21 protein-coding genes are annotated in these 22,859 nt (G+C 58.4%); 9 read left to right on the forward strand and 12 right to left on the reverse strand.

What is annotated here, in order from left to right:
* Positions 1 to 176 precede the first annotated feature (176 nt).
* The 5 genes from codA to PSH57_RS08850 form a co-directional block, all read right to left on the reverse strand.
* A complete protein-coding gene (gene codA, locus PSH57_RS08830; RefSeq protein WP_305389033.1) occupies positions 177 to 1,424 on the reverse strand; it encodes a cytosine deaminase in 1,248 nt (415 codons plus the stop codon).
* Positions 1,425 to 1,438: 14 nt separating this feature from the next.
* Complete coding sequence (gene codB, locus PSH57_RS08835) at positions 1,439 to 2,710, reverse strand: cytosine permease (protein WP_305444863.1); 1,272 nt, start codon at positions 2,708 to 2,710, stop codon at positions 1,439 to 1,441.
* A 278-nt stretch (positions 2,711 to 2,988) separates the two neighbouring features.
* Complete coding sequence (locus PSH57_RS08840; RefSeq protein WP_305389035.1) at positions 2,989 to 3,819, reverse strand: alpha/beta fold hydrolase; 831 nt, start codon at positions 3,817 to 3,819, stop codon at positions 2,989 to 2,991.
* Positions 3,820 to 3,928: 109 nt separating this feature from the next.
* Positions 3,929 to 4,285: a 6-carboxytetrahydropterin synthase QueD gene (queD, locus tag PSH57_RS08845; RefSeq protein ID WP_305389036.1), complete on the reverse strand. Its 357-nt coding sequence runs from the start codon at positions 4,283 to 4,285 to the stop codon at positions 3,929 to 3,931.
* 83 nt (positions 4,286 to 4,368) lie between these two features.
* Positions 4,369 to 5,448 (reverse strand): patatin-like phospholipase family protein, encoded by a 1,080-nt coding sequence (locus tag PSH57_RS08850; RefSeq protein ID WP_305389038.1) that lies wholly within the window; start codon positions 5,446 to 5,448, stop codon positions 4,369 to 4,371.
* 224 nt (positions 5,449 to 5,672) lie between these two features.
* On the opposite strand from PSH57_RS08850, the gene PSH57_RS08855 reads away from it, so the two are divergent.
* The 6 genes from PSH57_RS08855 (at position 5,673) to PSH57_RS08880 (ending at position 11,782) form a co-directional block, all read left to right on the forward strand.
* A complete protein-coding gene (locus PSH57_RS08855; protein WP_305389039.1) occupies positions 5,673 to 5,978 on the forward strand; it encodes a PepSY domain-containing protein in 306 nt (101 codons plus the stop codon).
* Entirely contained in the window at positions 5,978 to 6,289 is a 312-nt protein-coding gene (locus tag PSH57_RS08860; protein ID WP_092400368.1) for a PepSY domain-containing protein, read from the forward strand. Before PSH57_RS08855 ends, PSH57_RS08860 begins: the two co-directional genes overlap by 1 nt.
* Positions 6,289 to 6,957, forward strand: coding sequence for a response regulator transcription factor (locus PSH57_RS08865; protein ID WP_305389041.1), 669 nt, complete (start codon positions 6,289 to 6,291; stop codon positions 6,955 to 6,957). Before PSH57_RS08860 ends, PSH57_RS08865 begins: the two co-directional genes overlap by 1 nt.
* Positions 6,954 to 8,267 carry an ATP-binding protein gene (locus PSH57_RS08870; protein WP_305389042.1) on the forward strand — a complete coding sequence of 438 codons (1,314 nt, stop codon included), beginning with the start codon at positions 6,954 to 6,956 and terminating at the stop codon, positions 8,265 to 8,267. Before PSH57_RS08865 ends, PSH57_RS08870 begins: the two co-directional genes overlap by 4 nt.
* A gap of 278 nt (positions 8,268 to 8,545) precedes the next feature.
* Positions 8,546 to 9,862, forward strand: coding sequence for a Na+/H+ antiporter family protein (locus PSH57_RS08875; protein WP_305444914.1), 1,317 nt, complete (start codon positions 8,546 to 8,548; stop codon positions 9,860 to 9,862).
* 240 nt (positions 9,863 to 10,102) lie between these two features.
* Positions 10,103 to 11,782 carry a methyl-accepting chemotaxis protein gene (locus PSH57_RS08880; RefSeq protein WP_305389043.1) on the forward strand — a complete coding sequence of 560 codons (1,680 nt, stop codon included), beginning with the start codon at positions 10,103 to 10,105 and terminating at the stop codon, positions 11,780 to 11,782.
* A 291-nt stretch (positions 11,783 to 12,073) separates the two neighbouring features.
* Here PSH57_RS08880 and trhP read toward each other — a convergent pair whose 3' ends face one another.
* Positions 12,074 to 13,399, reverse strand: a complete 1,326-nt coding sequence (gene trhP / locus PSH57_RS08885; RefSeq protein ID WP_305389044.1) for a prephenate-dependent tRNA uridine(34) hydroxylase TrhP — start codon at positions 13,397 to 13,399, stop codon at positions 12,074 to 12,076.
* 146 nt (positions 13,400 to 13,545) lie between these two features.
* Between trhP and PSH57_RS08890 the strand changes: the two genes are divergently transcribed.
* Positions 13,546 to 14,607: an AI-2E family transporter gene (locus tag PSH57_RS08890; protein WP_305389045.1), complete on the forward strand. Its 1,062-nt coding sequence runs from the start codon at positions 13,546 to 13,548 to the stop codon at positions 14,605 to 14,607.
* On the opposite strand, the gene PSH57_RS08895 is transcribed toward PSH57_RS08890, so the two are convergent.
* On the reverse strand, positions 14,604 to 14,786 hold the full coding sequence (locus PSH57_RS08895) for a hypothetical protein (protein WP_305389046.1): 183 nt from the start codon (positions 14,784 to 14,786) through the stop codon (positions 14,604 to 14,606). The genes PSH57_RS08890 and PSH57_RS08895 overlap by 4 nt on opposite strands.
* A gap of 89 nt (positions 14,787 to 14,875) precedes the next feature.
* Positions 14,876 to 15,070, reverse strand: coding sequence for a hypothetical protein (locus tag PSH57_RS08900; protein ID WP_305389048.1), 195 nt, complete (start codon positions 15,068 to 15,070; stop codon positions 14,876 to 14,878).
* Between the two features lie 1,302 nt (positions 15,071 to 16,372).
* On the opposite strand from PSH57_RS08900, the gene PSH57_RS08905 reads away from it, so the two are divergent.
* Positions 16,373 to 16,603 carry a hypothetical protein gene (locus PSH57_RS08905; RefSeq protein ID WP_150641276.1) on the forward strand — a complete coding sequence of 77 codons (231 nt, stop codon included), beginning with the start codon at positions 16,373 to 16,375 and terminating at the stop codon, positions 16,601 to 16,603.
* Positions 16,604 to 17,009: 406 nt separating this feature from the next.
* Complete coding sequence (map, locus tag PSH57_RS08910) at positions 17,010 to 17,777, forward strand: type I methionyl aminopeptidase (RefSeq protein WP_150784064.1); 768 nt, start codon at positions 17,010 to 17,012, stop codon at positions 17,775 to 17,777.
* A 112-nt stretch (positions 17,778 to 17,889) separates the two neighbouring features.
* Here map and PSH57_RS08915 read toward each other — a convergent pair whose 3' ends face one another.
* The 4 genes from PSH57_RS08915 to PSH57_RS08930 form a co-directional block, all read right to left on the reverse strand.
* Positions 17,890 to 18,903, reverse strand: a complete 1,014-nt coding sequence (locus PSH57_RS08915; protein ID WP_305389051.1) for an isocitrate dehydrogenase — start codon at positions 18,901 to 18,903, stop codon at positions 17,890 to 17,892.
* Positions 18,904 to 19,271: 368 nt separating this feature from the next.
* The gene (locus PSH57_RS08920) at positions 19,272 to 20,102 is read right to left on the reverse strand and encodes a universal stress protein (protein ID WP_305389052.1); all 831 of its coding nucleotides are present in this window, start codon (positions 20,100 to 20,102) and stop codon (positions 19,272 to 19,274) included.
* 203 nt (positions 20,103 to 20,305) lie between these two features.
* On the reverse strand, positions 20,306 to 21,067 hold the full coding sequence (locus tag PSH57_RS08925; protein ID WP_340368593.1) for a YoaK family protein: 762 nt from the start codon (positions 21,065 to 21,067) through the stop codon (positions 20,306 to 20,308).
* A 365-nt stretch (positions 21,068 to 21,432) separates the two neighbouring features.
* On the reverse strand, positions 21,433 to 22,677 hold the full coding sequence (locus PSH57_RS08930) for a malic enzyme-like NAD(P)-binding protein (protein WP_150802556.1): 1,245 nt from the start codon (positions 22,675 to 22,677) through the stop codon (positions 21,433 to 21,435).
* Positions 22,678 to 22,859 lie beyond the last annotated feature (182 nt).

Below are 22,859 nucleotides of genomic sequence, written 5' to 3' on the forward strand. Positions count from 1 at the left end.
GCGCGGCCAATGACGTCTTCGCGAGCAAGCCCGCTCCCACAGTGGATCTGTGTCGTACGCAGCGTTTGTGTCCACCGCAGATCCACTGTGGGAGCGGGCTTGCTCGCGAAGGCGGCAGCACATCCAACCTTGATGCAACTGACCCACCGCTATCGTCAGCAAGCTCGCTCCGAAATTCAGTCTAACTGCTGCGCAAACTCCACCACCGGCATCTGCCGCTTCATCAGCACTTCGCCATGGCGAATGGAGTAAAGCGGCAGGCCCTGGCTGCGGATCACCTCGTAGTCACTGTCGGCCGAGAGGATCAGCAGGTTCGCCGGGCGCCCGGTTTCCAGGCCGTAGCGCTCGCCCAGGGCCATGGCCCTGGCGCTGTTGTCGGTGACCAGGTCCAGGGCGCTTTGCAGGTTGCGATAACCCAGCATGTGGCAGATGTGCAGGCCGGCTTCCAGTACCCGCAGGATATTGCCGTTGCCCAGGGGGTACCATGGGTCGACGATGGAGTCCTGACCGAAGCACACGTTCATCCCCGCTTCGAGCAGTTCATTGACCCGGGTGACGCCGCGGCGTTTAGGGAAGTTATCGAAACGGCCCTGCAGGTGGATGCTTTCGGTGGGGCAGGAAACAAAGCTGATGCCCGAGTGCCCGAGCAGGCGAAACAGCTTGGCGCAGTAGGCGTTGTCGTAGGAACCCATGGCGGTGGTGTGGCTGGCGGTGACGCGCGCGCCCATGTCGCGGCTGCGGGCTTCTTCGGCCAGCACTTCGAGAAAACGCGAGTGCGGGTCGTCGGTCTCGTCGCAATGCACGTCTACCAGGCAACCGGTGCGCTCGGCCAGGTCCATCAGGAATTTCACCGAGCTTACGCCTTGATCACGGGTGTACTCGAAATGCGGAATGCCGCCCACCACGTCGGCGCCCATGCGGATCGCTTCTTCCATCAGCTCGCGGCCGTTGCGGTAGGACTCGATGCCTTCCTGGGGAAACGCAACGATCTGCAGGTCGATCAGGTGACGACTTTCCTCGCGCACTTCAAGCATCGCTTTGAGGGCCGTGAGATCAGGGTCGGTGACGTCGACATGGGTGCGCACATGCTGGATGCCGTGGGCGGCCAATGCCTGGATGGTTTTTTTTGCGCGGGCCTTGGTGTCTTCCTGGGTGATGGTGGCCTTGCGTTCGCCCCAGCACTCGATGCCCTCGAACAGCGTCCCGCTCATGTTCCAGCGTGGTTCGCCGGCGGTGAGGGTCGCATCCAGATGAATGTGCGGTTCGACGAAGGGCGGCACTACCAGATTACCGCCGGCGTCGAGGTCTTGCGCACCGAGGCTCGGGGCTTCGGTCTGGCGAGCAATGCTGGCGATCAGGCCGTTTTCCAGGTGCAGTTCATGCAAGCCTTCGCGGTTGCGCAGGCGGGCGTTGATGATGTGCATCAAGCGAGTCCTTCTCAAAGATCCTGTAGGGGGGTATCGGCGGCGCGAGTTCCCAATAGGCCGATCAATATCACATACGTTAGCGCGCCGTTGGCGATTCCTACCAGTGGCGCAACCCAAGGCGAATTGAACGCAGCGAGGGTGCCTGCGCCGTACGCAAACAGCCCTGGCCAGTTGAAGGCCGGTAGCTGGGCCTGGGCCAGACGCGGATAGCGGCCGCGCCAGCGGAAGAAGAAATCGGCCATGATCACCCCGCCAATGGGTGGGATCACCGTGCCCAGCAAAATCAGGTAAGGCACCAGCAGATCGTACATGCCCAGCAGGGCCAGTAGCGTGCCGATCGCCGCACCGCCCAGGGTCACGGTTTTGCGCCGACGGGTGCGCAGCAGGTTGCAGCCGGCCACGGCGAAGTTGTAGATGGTGTTGTCCTGGGTGCTCCAGATGTTGAGCAGCAGCATCGCCATCGCCGCCATGGCGAAGCCTTGCAACAGCAGCACTTCCACCACGTCTGGCTGCTGATAGACGATGGCTCCGTAGGCGCCGATCAATACCATCAGGCCGTTGCCGATGAAAAAGCCGATCAGGCTTGCCAGCACCGCGATCTTCGCCGAGCGGGAAAACCGCGTCCAGTTGGTCGCCTGGGTGGCGCCGCTGACGAACGTGCCGAACACCAGCGTGATGGCGGTAGACCAATCGAGACTGCCCGTTGGCACTATCGCCAGCAAGCCATCGAGGCCGCCGACCTTCACTGTCGCGACCCACATCGACAATATCAGCAGCAACATCATGGCCGGCACGGCGATGTACGACAGGATTTCCAGCCCGCGATAACCAATGTAGGCGGTGACGCAGAATCCCAGGCCGAACAGCACCATCAGCCCCAGCACGGTGCCTTCGTTCAAATCAAAATACTTGCCCAGTACCACTGCCGCCGTCGCCGTGCCCCAGGCGTACCAGCCGATCTGGGTGAAGCCCAGGATCAAGTCGCTGAGCTTGCTGCCCACCTCACCGAAACAGAAGCGACCCATCAGCACCGAATTGAGCCCGCTCTTGAAAGCGATATAACCCAGGCCGGCGGCGTACAGGCCCAGTAGCAGATTGCCAATCACGATGACCGTGAGCACTTCGGCAAAACCGAACGCCACCCCCAGCTTGCCCCCGGCAAACATCGTCGCGGTGAAAAAGGTGAAGCCCAGCAGCACCATGGCCGTGGAGGCCAGGCCCTTGCGGGCGTGCATCGGGACTTCGCTCAAGGGATAGCCGTTGCCCGGATCGTTTTGAGTCATGTGGAGGTCCTTGCGCAGGAGGGAGATGTCGCAAGCGTGCAGCGCCCGTGCCAAGCGAGTGATCGCGAGGTTATTTATAGCCAATGCGTGGGACTGGGTGAGTGAAAAGAACGAAAGCGGTGCGGTGGTGGTTCAAGTTGGAACACAGGTTCCACGGCCTATGCGGTTTCCTTGTGGGAGCGGGCTTGCTCGCGAAGGCGGTGTGTCAGCGATGGATATATTGGCTGGCGCACCGCTATCGCGAGCAGGCTCGCTCCCACAGGGTAATGCAGCGTTCTTCAGCTCGGGGAATGCAACGCTGGAAACCGCAACACTGCCGCGACGATGGCCTCCGGCGCGTCTTCCTGGACTAAATGCCCGGCATTGGGAACGGGATGAAACTGTGCGCCCGGTATCATCCGTTGCAACGCACGACCGCGTTCGATGGGGATCCACTGATCGTTTTCTCCCCAAAGGATCTGCGTCGGGCAGCGCACGGTTGAATACAGCGGCTCGACCTCGTGGGTATAGCGTTCGTCCATCTGCGCGATCTGCCGATAGAGCGCGGCCTGGCCGGTCTCGCCCAGCCAGGGCTGCACGTACGGCGCCAGTTCTTCATCCGGGATCTGCCTGTTGATCGCACCCCGGATATAGGTCGGCACGATGGCCCGCTGAATGTAATCGGGCAGGCCGCTGAACGCCGCTTCATACTGGCGCACATGCTGGACAAAGGGTGAACCCCAGGGCGACAGCGCCACCGGATCGATCAGGGTCAGGCTGCGGTAGTGCTTGCCGTTGAGCAGGTGCGCGCGCAAGGCGGTTGCGCCGCCAAAATCGTGGGCCACCACGTCCGGGCAATCCAGGTTCCAGTGCTCCAGTAACTGTGCGAGCAACTGGTTTTGCACGCCAAGGGAAACATCTGCGTCCGGTTGGGCGGATTGGCCGTAACCCAGCAGGTCAAAGTAATGCACTTTGTGATTGGCGAAGAACAGCGGGGCGATTCGGTGCCACACGTAGGAAGAGAAGGGCGTGCCGTGGACAAACACCAGCGGCGGGCCGTCGCCGTGGACGGCGTAGCGGATGCGGTGTCCGTTGAAGTCGTAAACCTGATCCAGCGGCCAGTGGGTCATGATCGAGCCTCTGTCTGAAAGGGGTCAGGAGATCATAGGCCAATGCAGGCGGGTCGCTAGTGGCCTGTGTGACTAGGTTCTGTGGGAGCAAGCTTTCCTCCCACAGATTTTATTCGCCGCGGTAGATGCAACCGCTGGTGCAGGTTTCATGGATGCGGATGGCACTGAGTTCCGGCAACAATGGCTTCAACTGATTCCAGATCCACTGGGCCAGGACTTCGCTGGTGGGGTTTTCCAGGCCGGGGATGTCGTTGAGGTAGTTGTGGTCCAGGCGCTCGTAGAGCGGCTTGAAGATCGCCTTGATCTCCGAGAAGTCCCGAATCCAGCCGGTGTGCGGGTCGATATCACCGCTCAGGTGAATCGCCACTTTGAACGAGTGGCCATGCAGGCGGCCGCACTTGTGACCGTCCGGCACGTGGGGCAGGCGGTGGGCGGATTCGAAGGTGAATTCTTTGAAAATTTCCACAGGTTCAGGCTCTTTAAGGTAGCGGTCGCGAGGCAGGCGGCGGAGTTTATCAGTTTGGTTCCGGCGTTGCGCGACCGTGCTGACTAAAGGGTCAGCAAACGCTCGCCCAGCCCACCGTTGGCCGCCAGTTCAAGGAACTCGTCACCGAGCCGGCGGCTTTCGTCCATCGCTGTGCGCCAGTATTTGCGGCGGCTCGTGTCATCGCCCATGAAACGCTTGAAGTCGTTACGGTCCGGCAGTTTGCCGAAGGGCAGGCGCGCCAGGTATTCACGGGACGGCGCCAGTAACAGCACGTCCTGCAGACGCTCGGTATTTCCCCGGCGCCATGGCAGGCCCTTGTCGAACCAGCCGGGAATGACCCGGTCGGTGAAGTGCGGGTACAGCACGATGTCTTCGCCGCTGTAGGGCAGGTCCAGGTGGTAATCCAGCAGGCCGCCGTCGCGGTAGGTGCCAACACCGGCGCCGGGCAGGTCGCGCACGCCCTCCATCACCATCGGGATCGAGCCGGATGCCAGCAGCGCCTGGCGCAGATTGCCGGCCGCCAGCGGGACGAAGCGTGACGGAAAGTCGTTCAACGGGTGCAACGGCGGCGCCCGGCGTGGGTCGTGGACGATCAGCCGTTCGAAATGCCGCGACAGGCGCGCTCGGCCTCGCAGGTTGTCGGCGATCACCGACGACAATCCCAGGCCGAGCCGCCCGCGATGATCCTGGGCCAGCAAACCGTGACTTTTGACCACCATGATGTTGAGCCGGTAATGCAGGTTGTCGAGGATCGACGTGTCGCGGCCCTGGAGCAGATCATCGAGCATGCGCTGCGAACTCTGGCTGACCCCGGCCATGGTCACGCCTTTGGCAAAGCTTTGCTCGTTGTACAGGGTGCCCAGGCGCCGGATCCCCTCGGCGGCATCTGGCAGGCAGGCGCTGGCGAAGCGCCAGGAGCCTACCGAAGCACCGATCAGCGAGCGCTCCCGCGGCGCGGCGGGCAGCCACTCGCCGAACAGCGCCAGGTCCAGCCCCTGAATGCCCAAGGCCTTGGGGCCACCGGCGGCGCCCGGCAGAATGCCGACATCGGCAGCGTTCAGGCCAGCCTGGCGAATGCGCGCCAGAGCACGAGGGCCGGCCTTGAGGGTCAGGGCGGGGAACTTGATGTGGATGGCGGTCATACCGGTCTCGAATGGTGCAACGGATAATTTAACGGCATCAGCCCTGTCGCAGCGAGTCTGCTCGCGATAGGGGTACGTCAGTCCCATCAATGTTAACTGACAGACCGCTATCGCGAGCGGGCTCGCCCCCACATTGATCTGTGTTCAATGATGGCAATTCAGTTTCAGTTAAGTTCGCCCCGATACAGTTCCCCGGTAAAGATTACAAAAAAAGGAGACAATCCATGAACCGCCTGACTGCCTTTTTCATCGCGACCCTGATGGCCATCAGTGGCTTGGCCAGCGCACGAGACCTCACGGCCGACGAAGCCAAAAAACTGCAGGACGCTGGTACCATTCTGTCCATTGAAAAACTCAACGCCACTGCCTTATCCAAACACCCTGGGGCCACCTTGACCGATACCGAGCTGGAACAAGAGTACGGCAAGTACATCTATCAGGTGGACCTGCGCGATGCCCAGGGCGTTGACTGGGAACTTGAATTGGACGCGGTCGACGGCACGGTGCTCAAGAATCATCAGGATCTGTAATGAAGCTTAATTTACGCCCCCGCAGTCGTTGGGCGCTGGCGCTGCTGGTGTTCTGTTCGCTGGCCGTTGCCCGCGACCTGGACCAGGATGAGGCCCTGCAATTGCGGCAGCAGGGCGTGATCTTGCCTCTGGAACACTTGCTGCAACAGGCACTGGATCGCCACCCCGGCGCCAAATTGCTGGAGGCCGAGCTGGAAGAAAAACACGGCGTCTATATTTATGAAGTCGAGTTGCTGGCGACCGACGGCGTCGTGCGCGAACTGGACCTGGAGGCCGCGACCGGCCGTTTACTCAAAGATGAGGAAGACTGATGCGCCTGCTTCTGGTGGAAGATCATGTTCCTCTGGCCGACGAAGTGATGGCCGGGCTGACGCGGCAGGGCTATGCCGTCGATTGGCTCGCCGATGGTCGCGACGCGGTTTATCAGGGCAGCAGCGAGCCTTATGACCTGATCATCCTCGATCTCGGTTTGCCGGGTGTGCCGGGGCTGGAAGTGTTGGCCCAATGGCGCGCGGGCGGCCTGAGCACGCCTGTGCTGATCCTGACCGCCCGTGGTTCCTGGGCCGAACGCATCGAAGGCCTCAAGGCTGGGGCCGACGATTACCTGACCAAACCCTTTCATCCCGAAGAACTGCACTTGCGGATCCAGGCGCTGCTGCGCCGCTCCCATGGCCAGGCCAACCAGCCGACGCTCCAGGCGGCCGGGCTGCATCTGGATGAAGGTCGCCAGTGTGTGAGCCGCGACGGCACTGAAATCCAACTGACCGCGGCCGAGTTTCGCCTGCTGCGCTACTTCATGCTCCATCCCGAGCAGATCCTTTCCAAGAGTCATCTCGCCGAACACCTGTATGACGGTGAAACCGAGCGCGATTCCAATGTGCTGGAAGTCCATGTCAACCACCTGCGGCGCAAGCTGGGCCGCAGTGTGATCGAAACCCGTCGCGGCCAGGGTTACCTGTTCGGCGGGCAGGCGCTGTGAGATCCATCCAGCGGCGCCTGAGCCTTGGCCTGATCGGTGTGATGGTGGTGGTCGGCCTGGTCCTGGCGCAGACCAGCCTGTGGCTGTTCGAGCTGGGTTTGCAGCGGTATCTGGAGGCGGGGCTGCGCAACGACAGCGAGAACCTGCTGGTCGCCCTGGTGCGTGGCCCGCAAGGTTTGCAACTGGATGAGCGACGCTTGTCGCCGGCCTATCTGCGACCGTTTTCCGGGCATTATTTCCGCATTGATTTTGCCGATACGCATTGGCGCTCTCGCTCCCTGTGGGACCAGGAGTTGCCCCGTCTCGACCATCCGGGGCTGCACAGCAACCTGCAACTGGGGCCTGACGGTCAAAAACTGCTGGTACTGCGCACCGACTATCGGCGTCTGGGCCAGGCGATTTCCATCAGCGTGGCCCAAGACTACACGCCTGTGCGGGACAGCTTCCTGCGCATGCAGCAGATCGGTCTCGGCCTTGGGTTGGCGGGGCTACTGCTGATTCTGTTGTTGCAACGCATCACGGTGCACCGCGCCTTGCGCCCGCTGGACAAAGCCCGGGAGCAGATCGCCCAGTTGCAGCGCGGGCAACGTTCGCAACTCGATGAACAGGTGCCGCGGGAACTGGAACCGCTGGTGGCGCAGATCAACCATTTGCTGGCCCATACCGAAGACAGCCTTAAACGTTCGCGCAACGCCCTGGGCAACCTGGGTCACGCCCTGAAAACCCCGCTGGCGGTGCTGCAAAGCCTGGCTTCAAATGAAAAACTCGACCCTTACCCCGAGCTGCGCAAGCTGTTGCTTGAACAACTGGAGCAGGTCCGTCAGCGCCTGAACCGCGAACTCAACCGCGCCCGACTGTCCGGCGACGCCTTGCCCGGCGCCCATCTTGACTGCGACGCGGAACTGCCGGCGCTGCTGGCCACGCTGAATATGATCCATGGTGAGCACTTGCACCTGGCTTATGTCGCGCCGCCCGGCCTGCACCTGCCCTGGGATCGTGAAGACCTGCTGGAGCTGCTGGGCAACCTGCTGGATAACGCCTGCAAATGGGCCGACGCGCAAGTGCGCCTGACCGTGACCGAGACAGCCGAGGGGTTCAGCCTGGCGGTGGAGGATGATGGCCCAGGCATTCCCGCAGACCGCCGCGATCAGGTCTTCAGCCGGGGCACGCGGCTTGATGAACAGACCGACGGCCACGGTCTGGGGCTGGGCATCGTGCGGGACATCGTTGACACCTGGGGCGGGACGCTGGCGCTGGGCGACAGCGAGTGGGGCGGGCTGAAGGTCATGATCATATTGCCCAAACGCTGATCTCTCATTCGCTTGTAGCCCTGTGGGAGCGAGCCTGCTCGCGATAGCGCCGGTTCAGTCACATCAATACCGGCTGACAGATCGCTATCGCGAGCAGGCTCGCTCCCACAATGGTTTTGGGGCTGGACTCAAGATATCGGTGTCCCCCCGCTCCCACAGGTGGATCGGCTGCGGATATAAAACCCGCCGCATGACCCTTGCAGCTTCTCGCCGCTTCCTGCAAAGTCGCGACCTTTTTGTCCGGTGGCTCTCCATCGCTGTGCTTTGAGGTAATGATGATAAATGCAGTAATTGCCGCGGTTGGCGTGATGCTGGTGCTCAGTCTGTCCCGCGTGCATGTGGTGATCGCGCTGATTATCGGCGCTCTGGTGGGCGGCCTGACTGGCGGCCTGGGCATCGACGCCACGCTCAAGGCGTTCAATGCCGGCCTCGGGGGCGGGGCAACGGTGGCGTTGTCCTACGCTTTGCTTGGCGCTTTCGCCGTCGCGATTGCCAAGTCCGGCATGGCTCACGCCCTGGCCGACAAAGCCTTGGCCATGGTGGATCGCCAGGATGTCGCCGGTGGCTCGGCGGTCAAATGGGTCCTGATCGGTTTGCTGGGAACGGTAGCGGTCGCCTCCCAGAATATTCTGCCGATCCATATCGCCTTCATCCCGCTGTTGGTGCCGCCGCTTCTTTATGTGCTGACCAAGCTGCAGCTGGACCGTCGGTTGATCGCCTGCGTCATGACCTTTGGCTTGATCACGCCCTACATGTTCCTGCCGGTGGGCTTTGGCAATATCTTCCTCAACGAGATCCTGCTGGCCAATGTCGCCCGCAGCGGCGTGGACGTCAGTGGCATCAACATCACCCACGCCATGGGCATTCCGGCGCTGGGCATGGTGTTTGGCTTGATCATGGCGTTTTTCACGTATCGCAAAAAACGCGTCTACGACCTGAAAACAATCGCCAGGGCCGAACAGGTAACCGTACGCTATAACCCGTTGAGCCTGTTGGTGGCGGGGCTGGCGATCGCGGCGGCGTTTGCCATTCAGCTCCTGCTGGATTCGATGATCATCGGTGCCCTGGTCGGGTTCCTGATTTTCTCGGTATCGGGGGTGGTGCGCTGGCGCGAAACCGACGACCTGTTCACCGAAGGCATGAAGATGATGGCGATGATCGGTTTCATCATGATCGCCGCCTCGGGTTTTGCCGAAGTGATGAAGGCTACAGGTGAAGTCCAGAGCCTGGTGGTGGAAACCTCGGCGACTTGGATCGGCCATAACAAGGGCATCGGCGCACTGATGTTGCTGGTGGGCTTGCTGGTGACCATGGGTATCGGCTCGTCGTTCTCCACGGTGCCGATCCTGGCGACGATTTTCGTGCCGTTGTGCCTGCAACTGGGCTTCAGCCCACTGGCGATCGTCTGCATCGTCGGCACCGCCGGCGCCCTGGGCGATGCCGGCTCGCCCGCTTCGGACTCGACCCTGGGCCCGACCTCCGGCCTGAATATCGATGGCCAGCACCATCACATCTGGGACACCGTGGTTCCGACCTTCATCCATTACAACCTGCCGCTGCTGGTGTTTGGCTGGGTCGCGGCGATGGTGTTGTAACCCGGGACCGAGTCGCCTTCATCGCGAGCAGGCTCGCTCCCACATTGGATCTTCTGTGAACACGAAACCCGTGAACTCTTCTGATCCCTGTGGGAGCGAGCCTGCTCGCGATAGGGCCCCCCAATTCAGCACCTCTTTAGCTGACCACTCGCGCAAGCCCCTTCACCTTGTCCTACAGTTTTCCCGCGCCGTGCCGTTAACACAGTTAACCACGCCATAAAACCGATAAGAGTGAACAGTATGCGCCTGAGCCTGAAGGCTAAAGTTCTGTCCTTGGCAATACTGCCGGTATTGCTGTCCGCCGTTATCATCAGCCTGACCACGGCCTTCATTTTGAAGGAACAGGCCGGCAAAGAGGTCCAGCAAACCCGCGAACGCTTGCTCCGCGACGCCAAGGCCACGCTGCAGAATTACGTAGCGGTGGGGCTTACCGCCATCAAGCCGTTGTACGATGCGTCAGCACCCGGGGATAACGCCGCGCGGGCCGAGGCGATCAAGCTGCTGTCGAACGTCACCTACGGCAAGGACGGCTACTTCTTCGGTTACGACTCCGAAACTGTCCGTCTATTCAAGGCCAACAGCCCCGATGGTGTGGGCAAAAACTTCAAGGACAACCGCGATCCCAACGGTGTCTATGTCAACCGTGACCTGGTGAAAGTCGCCAAGGACGGGACCCACTATCTGGAGTACAGCTCGCCACTGCCAAACAGCAAAGAACTGGTGCCAAAGCTCGGCTACACCGACTACCTGCCCAAGTGGGACATGGCGGTCGGCAGCTCGGTCAACCTGGACGGCATTGAAGCTCAGGTAGCACTGGTTGAGGGCAAGGTTCAAGAACGTCTGCAAGGCGTTCTGCTGAGCATTGTGGGTATCGCTGTCGTGGTATTGCTGGTGATTGCGGTGGTGGGCATGTTGCTCGCCAATGCCATCCTGCGGCCGCTGCACCTGATGAAAGACAACCTCGATGACATCGCGGCGGGCGAGGGCGACCTGACCCGACGCCTGGCGATCACCAGCCAGGACGAGCTTGGCCAACTGGCCGGCTCGTTCAACCGATTTGTCGACAAGATTCACGGTTTGGTCCGGCAGATCACTGAAATGACTTCGCAGCTGACTGGGCTGGTGGCGCAGGTTTCCGAGCAGGCGCAGCGCTCCGAGCAGGCCATGGAGCGTCAGCGTCACGAAACCGACCAGGTCGCCACGGCGATCAACGAGATGTCTTCGGCCGCCCAGGAAGTGGCTCGCAGTGCCCAGGGTGCCGCCGTCGCGGCCCAGCAGACCGACGAAGAAGGTCAGTCCGCCAAGCGTGTGGTGGCCGGCAGCATCCAGCAGATTCATGCACTGGTGAACGATATTCGCAGCAGCGGCGTGTCCCTGGACAGCTTGCAACAGGACGTGGCTTCGATTGTCAGCGTACTGGGGGTGATTCGCTCGATCGCCGAGCAGACCAACCTGTTGGCGCTGAACGCCGCCATCGAGGCCGCTCGTGCCGGGGAAGCAGGACGCGGGTTTGCCGTGGTGGCTGATGAAGTGCGGGCCTTGGCCAGCCGGACTCAGCAAAGTACCCAGGAAATCCAGGGCATGATTGATCGCCTGCAATCGGGCACTCACGCGGCGGTGGAAGCGATGCGCCGCTCCAGCGAAGCGGGCGATGGCACGTCAGTGCAGGCCAACGAGGCGGGGGCGTCGCTGGACACCATGGCGCAGTTGATCGGCACCATCAACTCGATGAACGCCCAGATCGCCAGCGCTGCTGAAGAACAGACCGCCGTGGCCGAAGAAATCAACCGCAGCGTGCACCAGATCGCCGTGGCGGTGGACAGTGTCGCCGACGAAACTCAACTCGGTGCCCAGACCTCCCGCAGCCTCGCCGATCTGGGCCAGCGCCTGGGCAACCTGGTGGGGCAGTTCCGCATCTGAGTCGTGCAGCAGGAGCTGGCGAAGGCTGCGATCTTTCGTGCTCGATCCGGATATTTCGCCTGGGTAACCGGGCCCTATCGGGAAAGGAGGATCGCAGCCTTCGGCAGTTCCTGCCGCGGGTTGAAAAATTGTTAGTTTACGCACCCTGCACTCACCACAAAATCTCTGTGGGAGCGGGCTTGCTCGCGAATGCGGAGTGTCAGGAGCGAATATATTGGCTGACACACCGCATTCGCGAGCAAGCCCGCTCCCACATCCGTTCGGTGGCGTCTGTCTGATTTTTTGACGTGTCTAAGGTTCCCGAACATCGCGCATCAACAACCCGAACCGCAGATCCACTGCATCGGGAATCGGCACGTACACCACATGTCCGTCTCCCGGTGCCACGTCGATGCCCTGGCCTTTGACGTCCTGCAACTGATGCAGGTCGAAGTGAAAGTTGCCCTTGGGGGTCATCAATTCCATGTGATCGCCCAGGCCAAAGCGGTTCTTGACCCGGACTTCGGCCAGGCGCTCGCGCCGCTGGCCGGTCAATTCGCCGACGAACTGCTGGCGCTCCGACACCGAACTGCCGTTCTGATAGTTCTGGTACTCATCATGAACATGCCGCCGTAGAAAACCTTCGGTGTAGCCGCGCTGGGCCAGGGATTCGAGATCGGTCATCAGGCTGCGATCAAACTCCCGGCCGGCCACGGCATCGTCAATCGCCCGGCGATAGACCTGGGTGGTGCGTGCGCAATAAAAGTGCGACTTGGTCCGGCCTTCGATCTTCAGGGAATGCACGCCCATGCGGGCAAGCCGCTCCACGTGTTGCACGGCCCGCAGATCCTTGGCGTTCATGATGTAGGTGCCGTGCTCGTCCTCGAAGGCCGGCATCGATTCCTCGGGACGGTTCGCTTCCTGGAGCAGGAACACCTGGTCGGTGGGCGCGCCGAGGCCCAGGGTCGGTTCGGCTGGCCAGGTTTGCACGATATCGCCCACCGCGTTTTCCTGCGCCGGTTGCGCCGAATATTTCCAGCGACAGGCGTTGGTGCAACTGCCCTGGTTAGCGTCCCGCCGGTTCAGGTAGCCCGACAGCAGGCAACGGCCCGAATAAGCCATGCACAGCGCCCCATGGACGAACACCTCCAGTTCCATGGCCGGTACCTGCTCACGGATTTCGGCGATTTCCTCCAGGGACAGCTCCCGGGACAGGATGATGCGGCTCAGGCCCTGTTGTTGCCAGAACTCGACGCTTGCCCAGTTCACAGTGTTGGCCTGCACCGACAAATGAATCGGCATCTGCGGGAAATGTCGGCGCACCAGCATGATCAAGCCGGGGTCGGACATGATCAGCGCGTCCGGCGCCATGGCGATCACAGGTTCCAGGTCTTTGAGGAAGGTGCGCAGCTTGGCATTGTGGGGGGCAATGTTCACCACCACGTAGAAGCGCTTGCCCAGGGCCTGGGCCTCGCCAATGCCCAGGGCCAGGTTAGCGTGATCGAACTCGTTGTTACGCACACGCAGGCTGTAGCGCGGTTGGCCGGCGTACACCGCATCGGCGCCGTAGGCGAAGGCATAGCGCATGTTTTTCAGGGTGCCGGCGGGGGCGAGCAGTTCGGGGGCAACGAAGGGCATGGTGGCGTCGGATCGCAAAAAGCGGCGAGAGTACGCCACGACGCTCCGGGCGCAATTGATCTGGATCAACACAGGGAGCGAAGGTGAAGGCACTCCGGCGAATCCTGGCTGACTAACGTTTATCGCGCCAAGGATATGGAAAAGAAATGAACCGAAAGAGCCTGCAAAACAAGTCCCAGATACTGCTGTTGATCCTGGTTACCCTTGCATTCATCTGGATCCTGTTGCCGTTTTACGGCGCGGTATTCTGGGCAGTGATCCTGGGGATCGTCTTTGCGCCGATGCAGCGCCGCCTGCAGTTGAAGTTCGGCTGGCAGCGCAACCTTACTGCGCTGCTCACCTTGAGTATTTGTGTGGTGATCGCGATTTTGCCGGTGATCGTCATCAGTACGTTGCTGGTCCAGGAAGGGGCGGCGCTGTACAAGAGCCTGGAAAGCGGAGAGTTGGACATTGCCGATTATCTGGCCCGCTTCCGGGATGCCTTGCCGCCTTACTTCCAGAACCTGCTCGACCGTTTCGGGCTGGGTAACCTGAACGGGCTGCGAGAGCGGATCGTCAAAGGTGCGATGCAAGGCAGCGAATTCTTCGCCACCCAGGCGTTCAGCTTCGGCCAGGGCACGTTTCAGTTCCTGGTGAGTTTCTTTGTCATGATTTATTTGCTGTTTTTTTTCCTGCGTGACGGCCCTGAGCTGGTGCGCAAGGTCCGTACCGCCGTGCCCCTGGCGGAGTACCAGAAACGTCGCCTGCAGTTGAAGTTCAACCGGGTGGTGCGAGCGACCGTGAAGGGTAACCTGCTGGTGGCCATCACCCAAGGGGCGTTGGGTGGGCTGATTTTCTGGATACTGGGGATTCCGACGGTATTGCTCTGGGCGGTACTGATGGCCTTTCTATCGCTGCTGCCGGCCGTGGGTGCGGGACTTGTCTGGGGGCCGGTGGCGCTGTATTTCCTGCTCTCGGGTGCGATTTGGCAGGGTGTGGTACTGACGCTGTTCGGGATATTCGTGATTGGCCTGGTGGACAATTTCCTGCGTCCGATCCTGGTGGGCAAGGATACGAAGATGCCTGACTACATGGTGCTGGTCTCGACGTTGGGCGGGCTGGCGGTATTCGGGCTGAACGGATTTGTGATCGGCCCGCTGATCGCCGCGCTGTTCATGTCGTGTTGGGCGTTGTTCGTCGAAAGCAAGCCGCGGGTGCGACTGCCTTAGGCCGTCAGCAGATAAGGGCCGATGCGTTGTGACAGGGCCTTGGCGGCGGGCAATGAAGTCAGCGGACCGCTGATGGTGACGCCGTCCTGCACCAGATACCAGCAGGCCAACAGCCCACGTTCCCTGAGCGGGGCGGGCACAGCACTGCCAATGACAGACATGATTTGAACCTTGGGCATGGGAAACCTCCATCAATCGATGGGGTTACCTTACGACTCAGTAGGGATGAGGAAAAATCAACTGCTTCAATAGTAGGAATCGATGCCGCTCAATCGACGACCAGATCGAGCATGTGCACCACTTCCTGCTCGTTGAGCAGGCCCTTGCGCACCAGGTTTTGCGTCAGCAGCGAAAGAAACTTGGCGCTGCGGTGACCTTCCAGGTGCTTGAGTTCAGTCAGCGTGTTGTACACCTTGCTGGAGGTACACAGATCGGTGTTGCGGTGGGGGTTTTGCGTGGGCATGCCTTCGTCCTTGTTGTTATGGAGATGTTGTTGGCGGACAACGCCAGTGTGCGAGGTCCTCATGACGCGCACGTGACGGTCGGGGCCTGGAAAATTCAAGCAGGATTCAGACCATGATGCCTGTTCGGGCCTGACTGATTGTTCCGGCAGCGACATCGGCAGGCCTTTTCAATCATCAGCACTTTTTTTTACCCACAAAAAAGCCCCTGAATCTTTCAATTCAGGGGCTTGATTTACTGCTGTCTGGCTCCACGACCTGGACTCGAATAGAAAAATAACTATCTGTTTTACAATGAAATTATGCTGATTTATAAAATTTATATCCCTACGATTATCCTAATTAAGCTCGTATTTTATGCGAATTCTTCGATACCCCATGAGCACGGCAGCAGCAAGCTGCCGAAGGCGGCGTACGCAGGCCATTCTGTGCTGGATCAGAAAAACACATCATAGTGGCTGCTTTTGGCCCAGAGTGTTATAGATCAGAACCGTATTTATCGCCAGACAGTCTTTAGCCCAGTTCTTAGCGTTGATACAAAGGTCTCCAATGAAGGATCTTTCTCAGCATTTTGCTTATGCCTGCCGATGAAAATCCACTCATCTTCTGCCCAAAAAATTCGAATTGTTTTGGGTGATTTTCGGTCGAATACAACTTGATAGATTCTCGTTTCTCGCTGCTGGACGACGACGCATTGCTCAAGGCAAACCAACAGTCGTTGCCCTGGCTCCAGGGTCGGAGCATTGAGCGGGAGGCGCTTCTCAATTTCTGTTTTTCGCATGATGACTGTCGTCCTTAAAATTCAGAAACCGTACGCGTTGAATCAAAAGCAAGGGAGATCCGCTGCTGCGAGGTACGCATCTGGAGCCTTTGCGCATGACGCCATATGTGCTCTTCAAGGTGGTAATCATCACGGTCAAGTAAGCCATTTCGGAGCCTGTGCAGACAATCACCTTCAAGGTCTGGAATTGATAGCTCGCTACTTATTGTGAGAGCCCTTTGGTTCCGCTTGTTCTCGATCTGGCCGGCAAATCCTGTTATCGCGGGAAACTGGCCGCATGGCCGTGCGCCCTCAAAGCCACGGCATTGGGCGGACCGACTCGGACCCAGGTGACTGAGGTGCTTCGACAGTCCTGCTCATGACTAGCCTCCAAGGGGTCATATGTGCATAATATTATCATGCAGTGATAATGGAAAGGCAATCCGCTCGCCCTTGCTTCAGGCAGAGGCGAGGTCTTTTGATCGATTGCCGGGAGGCAAAGACATGCATGAGAACAGCAATACGTGAGCGCTTGGAGACCCGTATGAAACGTGAGGACGTAAAAACCAAACACGCTGAAGGCATTCAGTTTGATACCCATTTGATTGCCAACCCGGCCAACACCCAGGAGTGGATCGCCTTCTTTAAAAAGGATGCAGGAAGAAGCTTCTTCCTGGTCAATGACAACGAAGAAATCGAACCCTTTCGGTACCTTGATGATTTGATTCATGAGCTGCGAGAAATCGGTATCAAGGTTGCTGAAATTCATTTTTGAATTCTTTTCCTTGGAGTGTCGGCATGTCCGTCAGAATTGAGCATCTGTCTAGTCAGAGTGAAAATCTATGGTCCGTGTGTATTGGAGCCAGGCGCATTCAATTCCGCAATGAGCAGGGTGCAAAAGATTACGCAGCAAAGCTAAAAGAGCGTATTGAAGCTCCGCACTCATACCCTCGTGCATTGCCGTCCGCCTACAAGCGCGGTTGCAGCAAGTAATAGTGCTTAATGACTTTCTATTAACGCTAAAGTTACGGTAACAAAATATTGTTTCTTCCGTAGAGTGCTGTGGAACTTAGTAAGTCGAATTAATTTTCATGCTGCGCTCCTGCAATTGCACAGCATTCGGCGAATGAGCACCCGTCCAACCAGTCTCTGGTGTTCATAATGAGGGTAAAAGTACCACTATGAAGCCTGCACTAATTGCTATGTCACGAACTGCGGGAAAGTTGGCTGCGGAGGTTCTGAGCATGATTGCGCCTCACGTCAGGCCCGGGGTTTCGACCAATGAGCTTGATAAGCTCTGCCATGACTATATTGTCAACGTGCAGAAGGCCACTCCAGCCAATATCGGTTATCACGGTTTCCCCAAAACCTTGTGCACCTCCATCAATCATGTCGTATGCCACGGAATCCCGTCAGATAAAGAACTCTCGGATGGCGATATCCTCAATATTGATGTCGCGGTGCTCAAGGATGGTTGGTTCGGTGATACAAGCCGAATGTATTTTGTCGGCGAGCCAAGCGCAGAGGCTCGTCGGCTGGTGGACACGACCTATGAGGCGATGTGTGCCGGCATTCATGCAGTAGGCCCCGGTGCCACGCTCGGTGATGTCGGTCACGCCATTCAAACCGTGGCGCACCGTGAAGGGTATAGCGTAGTGCGTGACTACTGTGGACATGGCATTGGCATGGTTTACCACGATGAGCCACAGGTCCGTCATTATGGCAACCCTGGTGAAGGTATGAGACTGAAACCGGGCATGATCTTCACAATCGAGCCAATGCTCAATGCTGGAAAGCACGGTGTAAGAACGCTGGGGGATGGCTGGACCGTGATCACCAAGGATCTTTCGCTCTCGGCCCAGTGGGAGCATATGGTCTTGGTCACCCGCGATGGCTTTGAGGTGTTGACTGCGTGGCCGGATCAGCCCGTGGAGTATAAGAAGATTTAATCCAATCCGGCAGACTGTCCTACTGGTAGGTCAGAGTGGAGCACACGTAGAAAATCGCCAGCTCGTACTGAGCTGGCGACTCGGACGGAGCGCGTGTTTGTTGATTCTCTATTTAGTCACGCAAGTAGGCAACCAAGGCGTCAGCGAAGGACTCAGTTGTACCAGTCCCTCCCATATCGGGTGTCACTTGATCGCAGGAGCTTTTCAGAACAACGCGGATAGCTGTACGAATGCGTGTCCCTTTGTCCACCATGCCTAGGTAATCAAGCATGTCTGCGGCAGCCAACAACAATGCACATGGGTTCGCGATGTTCTTGCCAGCGATGTCCGGTGCCGAGCCGTGGACCGCTTCGAAGATGGCCGCATCGGCGCCGATGTTGGACCCCGGCGCCAAGCCCAGTCCACCCACCAGGCCTGCGCACAAGTCTGAAAGGATGTCGCCAAACAGGTTGGTGGTGACGATGACATCAAATTGATGGGGATTCATCACCAGCTGCATACAGGCGTTATCGACGATCATCTCGTGGAATTCGATTTCCGGATAATTCGCAGCAACCTCACGCGCCACCTCAAGGAACAACCCGGAGCAAGACTTGATGATGTTGGCCTTGTGCACCGCGGTCACTTTCTTACGGCCTTTGCTACGAGCCAGCTCGAACGCATACCGCACGATGCGTTCGGAGGCAGTGCGTGTTACACGAATGCTCGCCAGAGCGACTTCGCCGTCCTCCGAAATACTTTGTCCTTCTGGTAGGTACGCTCCTTCGGTATTTTCGCGCACCGTGATGATGTCGATATCTTCGAAACGCGAACGGGTGCCTGGGAAACTGATCGCTGGTCGGACATTGGCGTAGAGATCGAAGTGGCGGCGAAGGTGGACGTTGATCGATGAGAAGCCGCGGCCAATCGGCGTTGTCAGAGGGCCTTTGAGTGCGACACCATGTTTGGCGATCGTCTCTATGGACGCGGGCGGCATCAGTTGCCCATGCTGCTGCAAAGCCTCCAAACCGGCCTCAACGAAGTCGTACTGAAGATTGCAGTCAAGGGCATCGAGTACGCGTAGCGTCGCTTGCATGATCTCAGGGCCGATGCCGTCACCCTTGATGATTGCGATAGTTTTGCTCATGGTCTCTTCCTTAACAGCGCTTTGTCGGCCGCTGTATTGATTGGGTCACTGAGACCTGGTGTCACGAGTCTGCTGATTGGCATTGACTGTCTGGCGGCTTTCACCGCGCCAGTGTGCTGTGTTTCATCCTCCGCGCCGTGACTGCGCAGGTCATCGCGGATCAATAGACGGGCGACCTGAGTGGGTGTCAGTTCTCGCGCCGCACAAAACTACTCAAGGATGCGGCTGTAACGGGCGAGCTACCGGATCAAGGATGCTGTCATTTGCTCCATCGAAGATGCGCACAACATTAACATGTAATGTTAATCGCATGTGCTGGCTAGGAGCGTTTTCATCCTGAGACGACAAGGTGTTTGAATGTCTGTGCGTTACATGTTGAGGTAGCTTTTGGGCAGGAATAGAAGAGGACGAGTTGTGGCTCGGATCATTCTTGACGTCGTACTGCCAAACCAAAATCGACGGACTCGCGAATGACCAAAAGCGCCCATGATCATCAGATCGATATCGTGTTCGGTCTGATAGGACTGTAAGGCGAGCTCTACTCTCCCGCCACAGATGGCTGTTCGCACGTCACACCCGACTGATTGCAGAATGGCTCCTGCCGCATCGAGTCGTTCCAGATTCTTCGACGTGTTGGCTGCGACCATGACCAGGTGCACGGGCAGCTTTGTGAGAACTGGACTCGCTGCCAGCATTTTCACCCCCATGTGCGTGTCCTCACTCCCGTCATAAGCAAGCATCAGGCTTCGTGGTGGGTTGAAGGAACAAGGGGTGACCAGGATCGGCTTGTGCAAAGCATGGATGATGGTTTCGAGCTGGTTGAGTCGGGGACAGAACGAGCTTTGTTTTCCCATGACTAGCCAGCGCATGTCAGTTTCCATCTCGAGTAACCGACCCAACAGTTCTCCGTCGCTTTGACGAAGTTCCGGCTGTATTACGCCATCCGCGATCGCTCTTTTTCGAGCGTTTTGCAGCATTATCAAGCCTTGCTTCAACGCCTGCTCATGGCGCTTTTCGTCCAGCGACATAGCTTCTAGCACGTGCGCAAGGCTGCCGGGTCGTATCTCTACGCCAGCGGGGCGTTCTACAACATTCAGGAGGGTTAACGGCAATACAAAGTTGAGACTGGCCCAAGCGGCGTAGTCGCAGACGGCCGGAGATGTATTTGAACTGTCGATACAGGCCAATATGTGGGTCATCACAACCCTCATCTCGATGATCTTGAAGAGCCGATCACCACGCGGGCTAAAAACGAAAAATACCCGCTCGGCGAGGGCGCCGCTTTTAGCGTGCCAGCGAGTGGGATCAGTCGCTGGACACCTGGCACGTCATAAATAGAAACGATCAACGTAGTGAAAATCCAGTATAGCAACGCCTGGAAAGCTGCTTGCAGGCAAGCTGTTCACCTTCGGATGACGCGGCGGACAAAAAGCCTGACGTCGTCAAAGGCAGGCACGATCGCCAGCGTCACCAGAACCATCGCGAGCGGTACCGTTGAGATATAACCAATGTGTTTGAACCCAAATGCACCCACCACGCCGCCAAAGAAGAAATTCAGCGCAAGCAGTATCAGTATTTTGAGTCGGGTCCGATTGGCGAGAACTTTTGGATGCTTCGATGTGTTGACGGCATTCCAATAAAAGAGTTTTCCAAACTCAATACCTATATCCGTGATGATGCCGGTGATGTGCGTCGTTCGGATTTCGGCTTTGGAAATTTTGGTGATCACCGCGTTTTGTAGCCCCATGATGAAACACAGCAGCATCACGGTGACGGACACGAATAGACCATCCACGGTGGATAGCTGGGCTCCCAGAAAGCCAAAGCAGATGAGCAAAAAAGCTTCGAACAAGAGCGGCACTGCAAACTCGCTGTGCATGCGTCTGCGGCGGGAATAATTGACCATGACCGCCGAGCACGCGGCCCCAACCAGAAAGGACAACAGAGCGCCGGTGCCACTGAGTACCAGGTCGTAGGCTCCCAGCACGCTATTATCTGCCATCGAGGAGACGATACCTGTCATGTGTGAGGTGTACTGATGCACCGCCAGGAAACCACCGGCATTGATTGCCCCTGCTACGAAGGCCAGGGCAAATCCAAGATGTCGGTTTGCGTCTGTGGTACGCCGTCGCCCAGTGAGGCTCCTAACATATTTGATCGGCATTCATTCACCCCTGTCCCAAGCGTATGAGGAGCAAGAAAGCCAACCGATTATGTACATCTGATATCACCAGGTCCTCGCGATTTAGGCTGGTCTGCTCGTTGAGTGTTAAAGCCGCTGACTGTCTTTTTTTCTGATCGGTGATCAGGATTGCCTGGGATGGCAACTCTGTGTGGTGATTACCTGCTGGGGGAGCAGACGGGGATCCCGAAAGCTTCACCCCGCGATCAGCCAAGAGCGGATGATCTTGCAAATGGCGGGCTGTCGATATTCAGGACGTGCTGCGGCTGGATGATCCCCGAGTGCGACAGCTGCCAACCTTGTAAAAGGTCGTGCAGCTGCGGCACATCAGCATGATTGACGTCAGCTTAGAGCGGGTAGTGCGTCGGGTAATGCAGCTTCGCAACGCCGGTGTCGATAGCGGCCTTGGCCACTGCGCCGGCTATTGCTCCGAGCAGGCGAGCATCGAGCGCTTTGGGAAGAATGTAATCGCGCCCAAACTCAAGCTTATCGACGTTGAACGCTTGCAGCACTTCCACAGGGGTTGGCTCTTTGGCCAATTGGCGCAGTGCTTCCACCGCCGCAATTTTCATCGCTTCGTTGATCCGGGTTGCCCGAACATCCAAGGTCCCGCGGAAGATGAACGGAAAGCCCAGAACGTTATTAACCTGGTTCGGGTAGTCAGAACGACCGGTCGCCATGATCAGGTCATCACGTGTGGCCATGGCCAGCTCGTAGCTGATTTCAGGATCCGGGTTCGAGCAGGCAAACACGATCGGATTGGGTGCCATCGCTGCCAGTGCTTCAGCCGGAAGGAGATTGGCTCCAGACAGACCGACAAACACGTCAGCACCGTTCATGGCTTCCATCAGTGTACGAGGGCCTCCGTCGTTAACGAACTGTGCTTTGTATTGATTGAGGTCTTCCCGTGCGGAGTGGATGACACCGGTGCGGTCGACCATGTACAGATTGCTTTTTTGGGCGCCCAGACTAAGCAGCAGGCGCATGCAGGCAGTGGCGGCGGCACCAGCGCCGAGGCAAACAATTCTCGCGCTCTCCAGGGTTTTGCCCTGAATCTCCAGCGCATTGAGCATGCCGGCAGCGGTGACGATGGCAGTACCGTGTTGGTCGTCATGGAAGACCGGGATGCTGCACTGTTCGATCAGAGCTTCTTCGATTTCAAAGCACTCAGGGGCTTTGATGTCTTCCAGGTTGATGCCACCAAAGGTGTCGGCAATGCGCACGACTGTATCGATAAAGGCCTGGGAACTCTCAGCATTGACTTCGATATCGATCGAGTCGATGCCGGCAAAACGTTTGAACAGCAACGCTTTGCCTTCCATGACCGGCTTACTGGCCAAGGGGCCTAGATTGCCGAGGCCCAGAATGGCAGTGCCGTTGGTGATCACGGCCACCAGATTCCCTTTTCCAGTAAAGCGATAGGCGTTCTCCGGATCCTTCGCGATTTCGCGAACGGGCTCGGCTACGCCTGGGCTGTACGCCAGTGCGAGTTGGGCTGCTGTGTCGGCGGGCTTGGTCAGCTCAATGCTGATTTTCCCTGGGGTTGGGAATTCGTGGTAATCCAGTGCAGCCTTCTTGAAGTCGGTAGTCATGCGATCCCCTAATTAGACGTTGATTATAATGCCATGTTAACACTATTATAATGCAAGGCAACGAGGTCCTGACCCACAGACCAGGGTCAAATTGCCGGCTTGAACGCTGCTGATGAAGGGGTTTGTCAGCCAGCGGACCAACTCTATTGGCCCTAAGACTTCAGGGCGGGCCTGTATTTCTT

Source organism: Pseudomonas hefeiensis, assembly GCF_030687835.1.
Classification (GTDB): Bacteria; Pseudomonadota; Gammaproteobacteria; order Pseudomonadales; family Pseudomonadaceae; genus Aquipseudomonas; species Aquipseudomonas hefeiensis.

What these genes read in the sequence shown, in the direction of transcription:
- PSH57_RS08915 (WP_305389051.1), bottom strand. Translation starts at nt 18,903, where the DNA reads ATGAGCAAAACTATCGCAATCATCAAGGGTGACGGCATCGGCCCTGAG.
- PSH57_RS08855 (WP_305389039.1), top strand. Translation starts at nt 5,673, where the DNA reads ATGAACCGCCTGACTGCCTTTTTCATCGCGACCCTGATGGCCATCAGT.
- PSH57_RS08905 (WP_150641276.1), top strand. Translation starts at nt 16,373, where the DNA reads ATGAAACGTGAGGACGTAAAAACCAAACACGCTGAAGGCATTCAGTTT.
- codB (WP_305444863.1), bottom strand. Translation starts at nt 2,710, where the DNA reads ATGACTCAAAACGATCCGGGCAACGGCTATCCCTTGAGCGAAGTCCCG.
- PSH57_RS08865 (WP_305389041.1), top strand. Translation starts at nt 6,289, where the DNA reads ATGCGCCTGCTTCTGGTGGAAGATCATGTTCCTCTGGCCGACGAAGTG.
- map (WP_150784064.1), top strand. Translation starts at nt 17,010, where the DNA reads ATGAAGCCTGCACTAATTGCTATGTCACGAACTGCGGGAAAGTTGGCT.
- PSH57_RS08880 (WP_305389043.1), top strand. Translation starts at nt 10,103, where the DNA reads ATGCGCCTGAGCCTGAAGGCTAAAGTTCTGTCCTTGGCAATACTGCCG.
- PSH57_RS08925 (WP_340368593.1), bottom strand. Translation starts at nt 21,067, where the DNA reads ATGCCGATCAAATATGTTAGGAGCCTCACTGGGCGACGGCGTACCACA.
- PSH57_RS08840 (WP_305389035.1), bottom strand. Translation starts at nt 3,819, where the DNA reads ATGACCCACTGGCCGCTGGATCAGGTTTACGACTTCAACGGACACCGC.
- PSH57_RS08930 (WP_150802556.1), bottom strand. Translation starts at nt 22,677, where the DNA reads ATGACTACCGACTTCAAGAAGGCTGCACTGGATTACCACGAATTCCCA.
- PSH57_RS08900 (WP_305389048.1), bottom strand. Translation starts at nt 15,070, where the DNA reads ATGCCCACGCAAAACCCCCACCGCAACACCGATCTGTGTACCTCCAGC.
- trhP (WP_305389044.1), bottom strand. Translation starts at nt 13,399, where the DNA reads ATGCCCTTCGTTGCCCCCGAACTGCTCGCCCCCGCCGGCACCCTGAAA.
- PSH57_RS08860 (WP_092400368.1), top strand. Translation starts at nt 5,978, where the DNA reads ATGAAGCTTAATTTACGCCCCCGCAGTCGTTGGGCGCTGGCGCTGCTG.
- PSH57_RS08920 (WP_305389052.1), bottom strand. Translation starts at nt 20,102, where the DNA reads ATGACCCACATATTGGCCTGTATCGACAGTTCAAATACATCTCCGGCC.
- PSH57_RS08890 (WP_305389045.1), top strand. Translation starts at nt 13,546, where the DNA reads ATGAACCGAAAGAGCCTGCAAAACAAGTCCCAGATACTGCTGTTGATC.
- codA (WP_305389033.1), bottom strand. Translation starts at nt 1,424, where the DNA reads ATGCACATCATCAACGCCCGCCTGCGCAACCGCGAAGGCTTGCATGAA.
- PSH57_RS08850 (WP_305389038.1), bottom strand. Translation starts at nt 5,448, where the DNA reads ATGACCGCCATCCACATCAAGTTCCCCGCCCTGACCCTCAAGGCCGGC.
- PSH57_RS08895 (WP_305389046.1), bottom strand. Translation starts at nt 14,786, where the DNA reads ATGCCCAAGGTTCAAATCATGTCTGTCATTGGCAGTGCTGTGCCCGCC.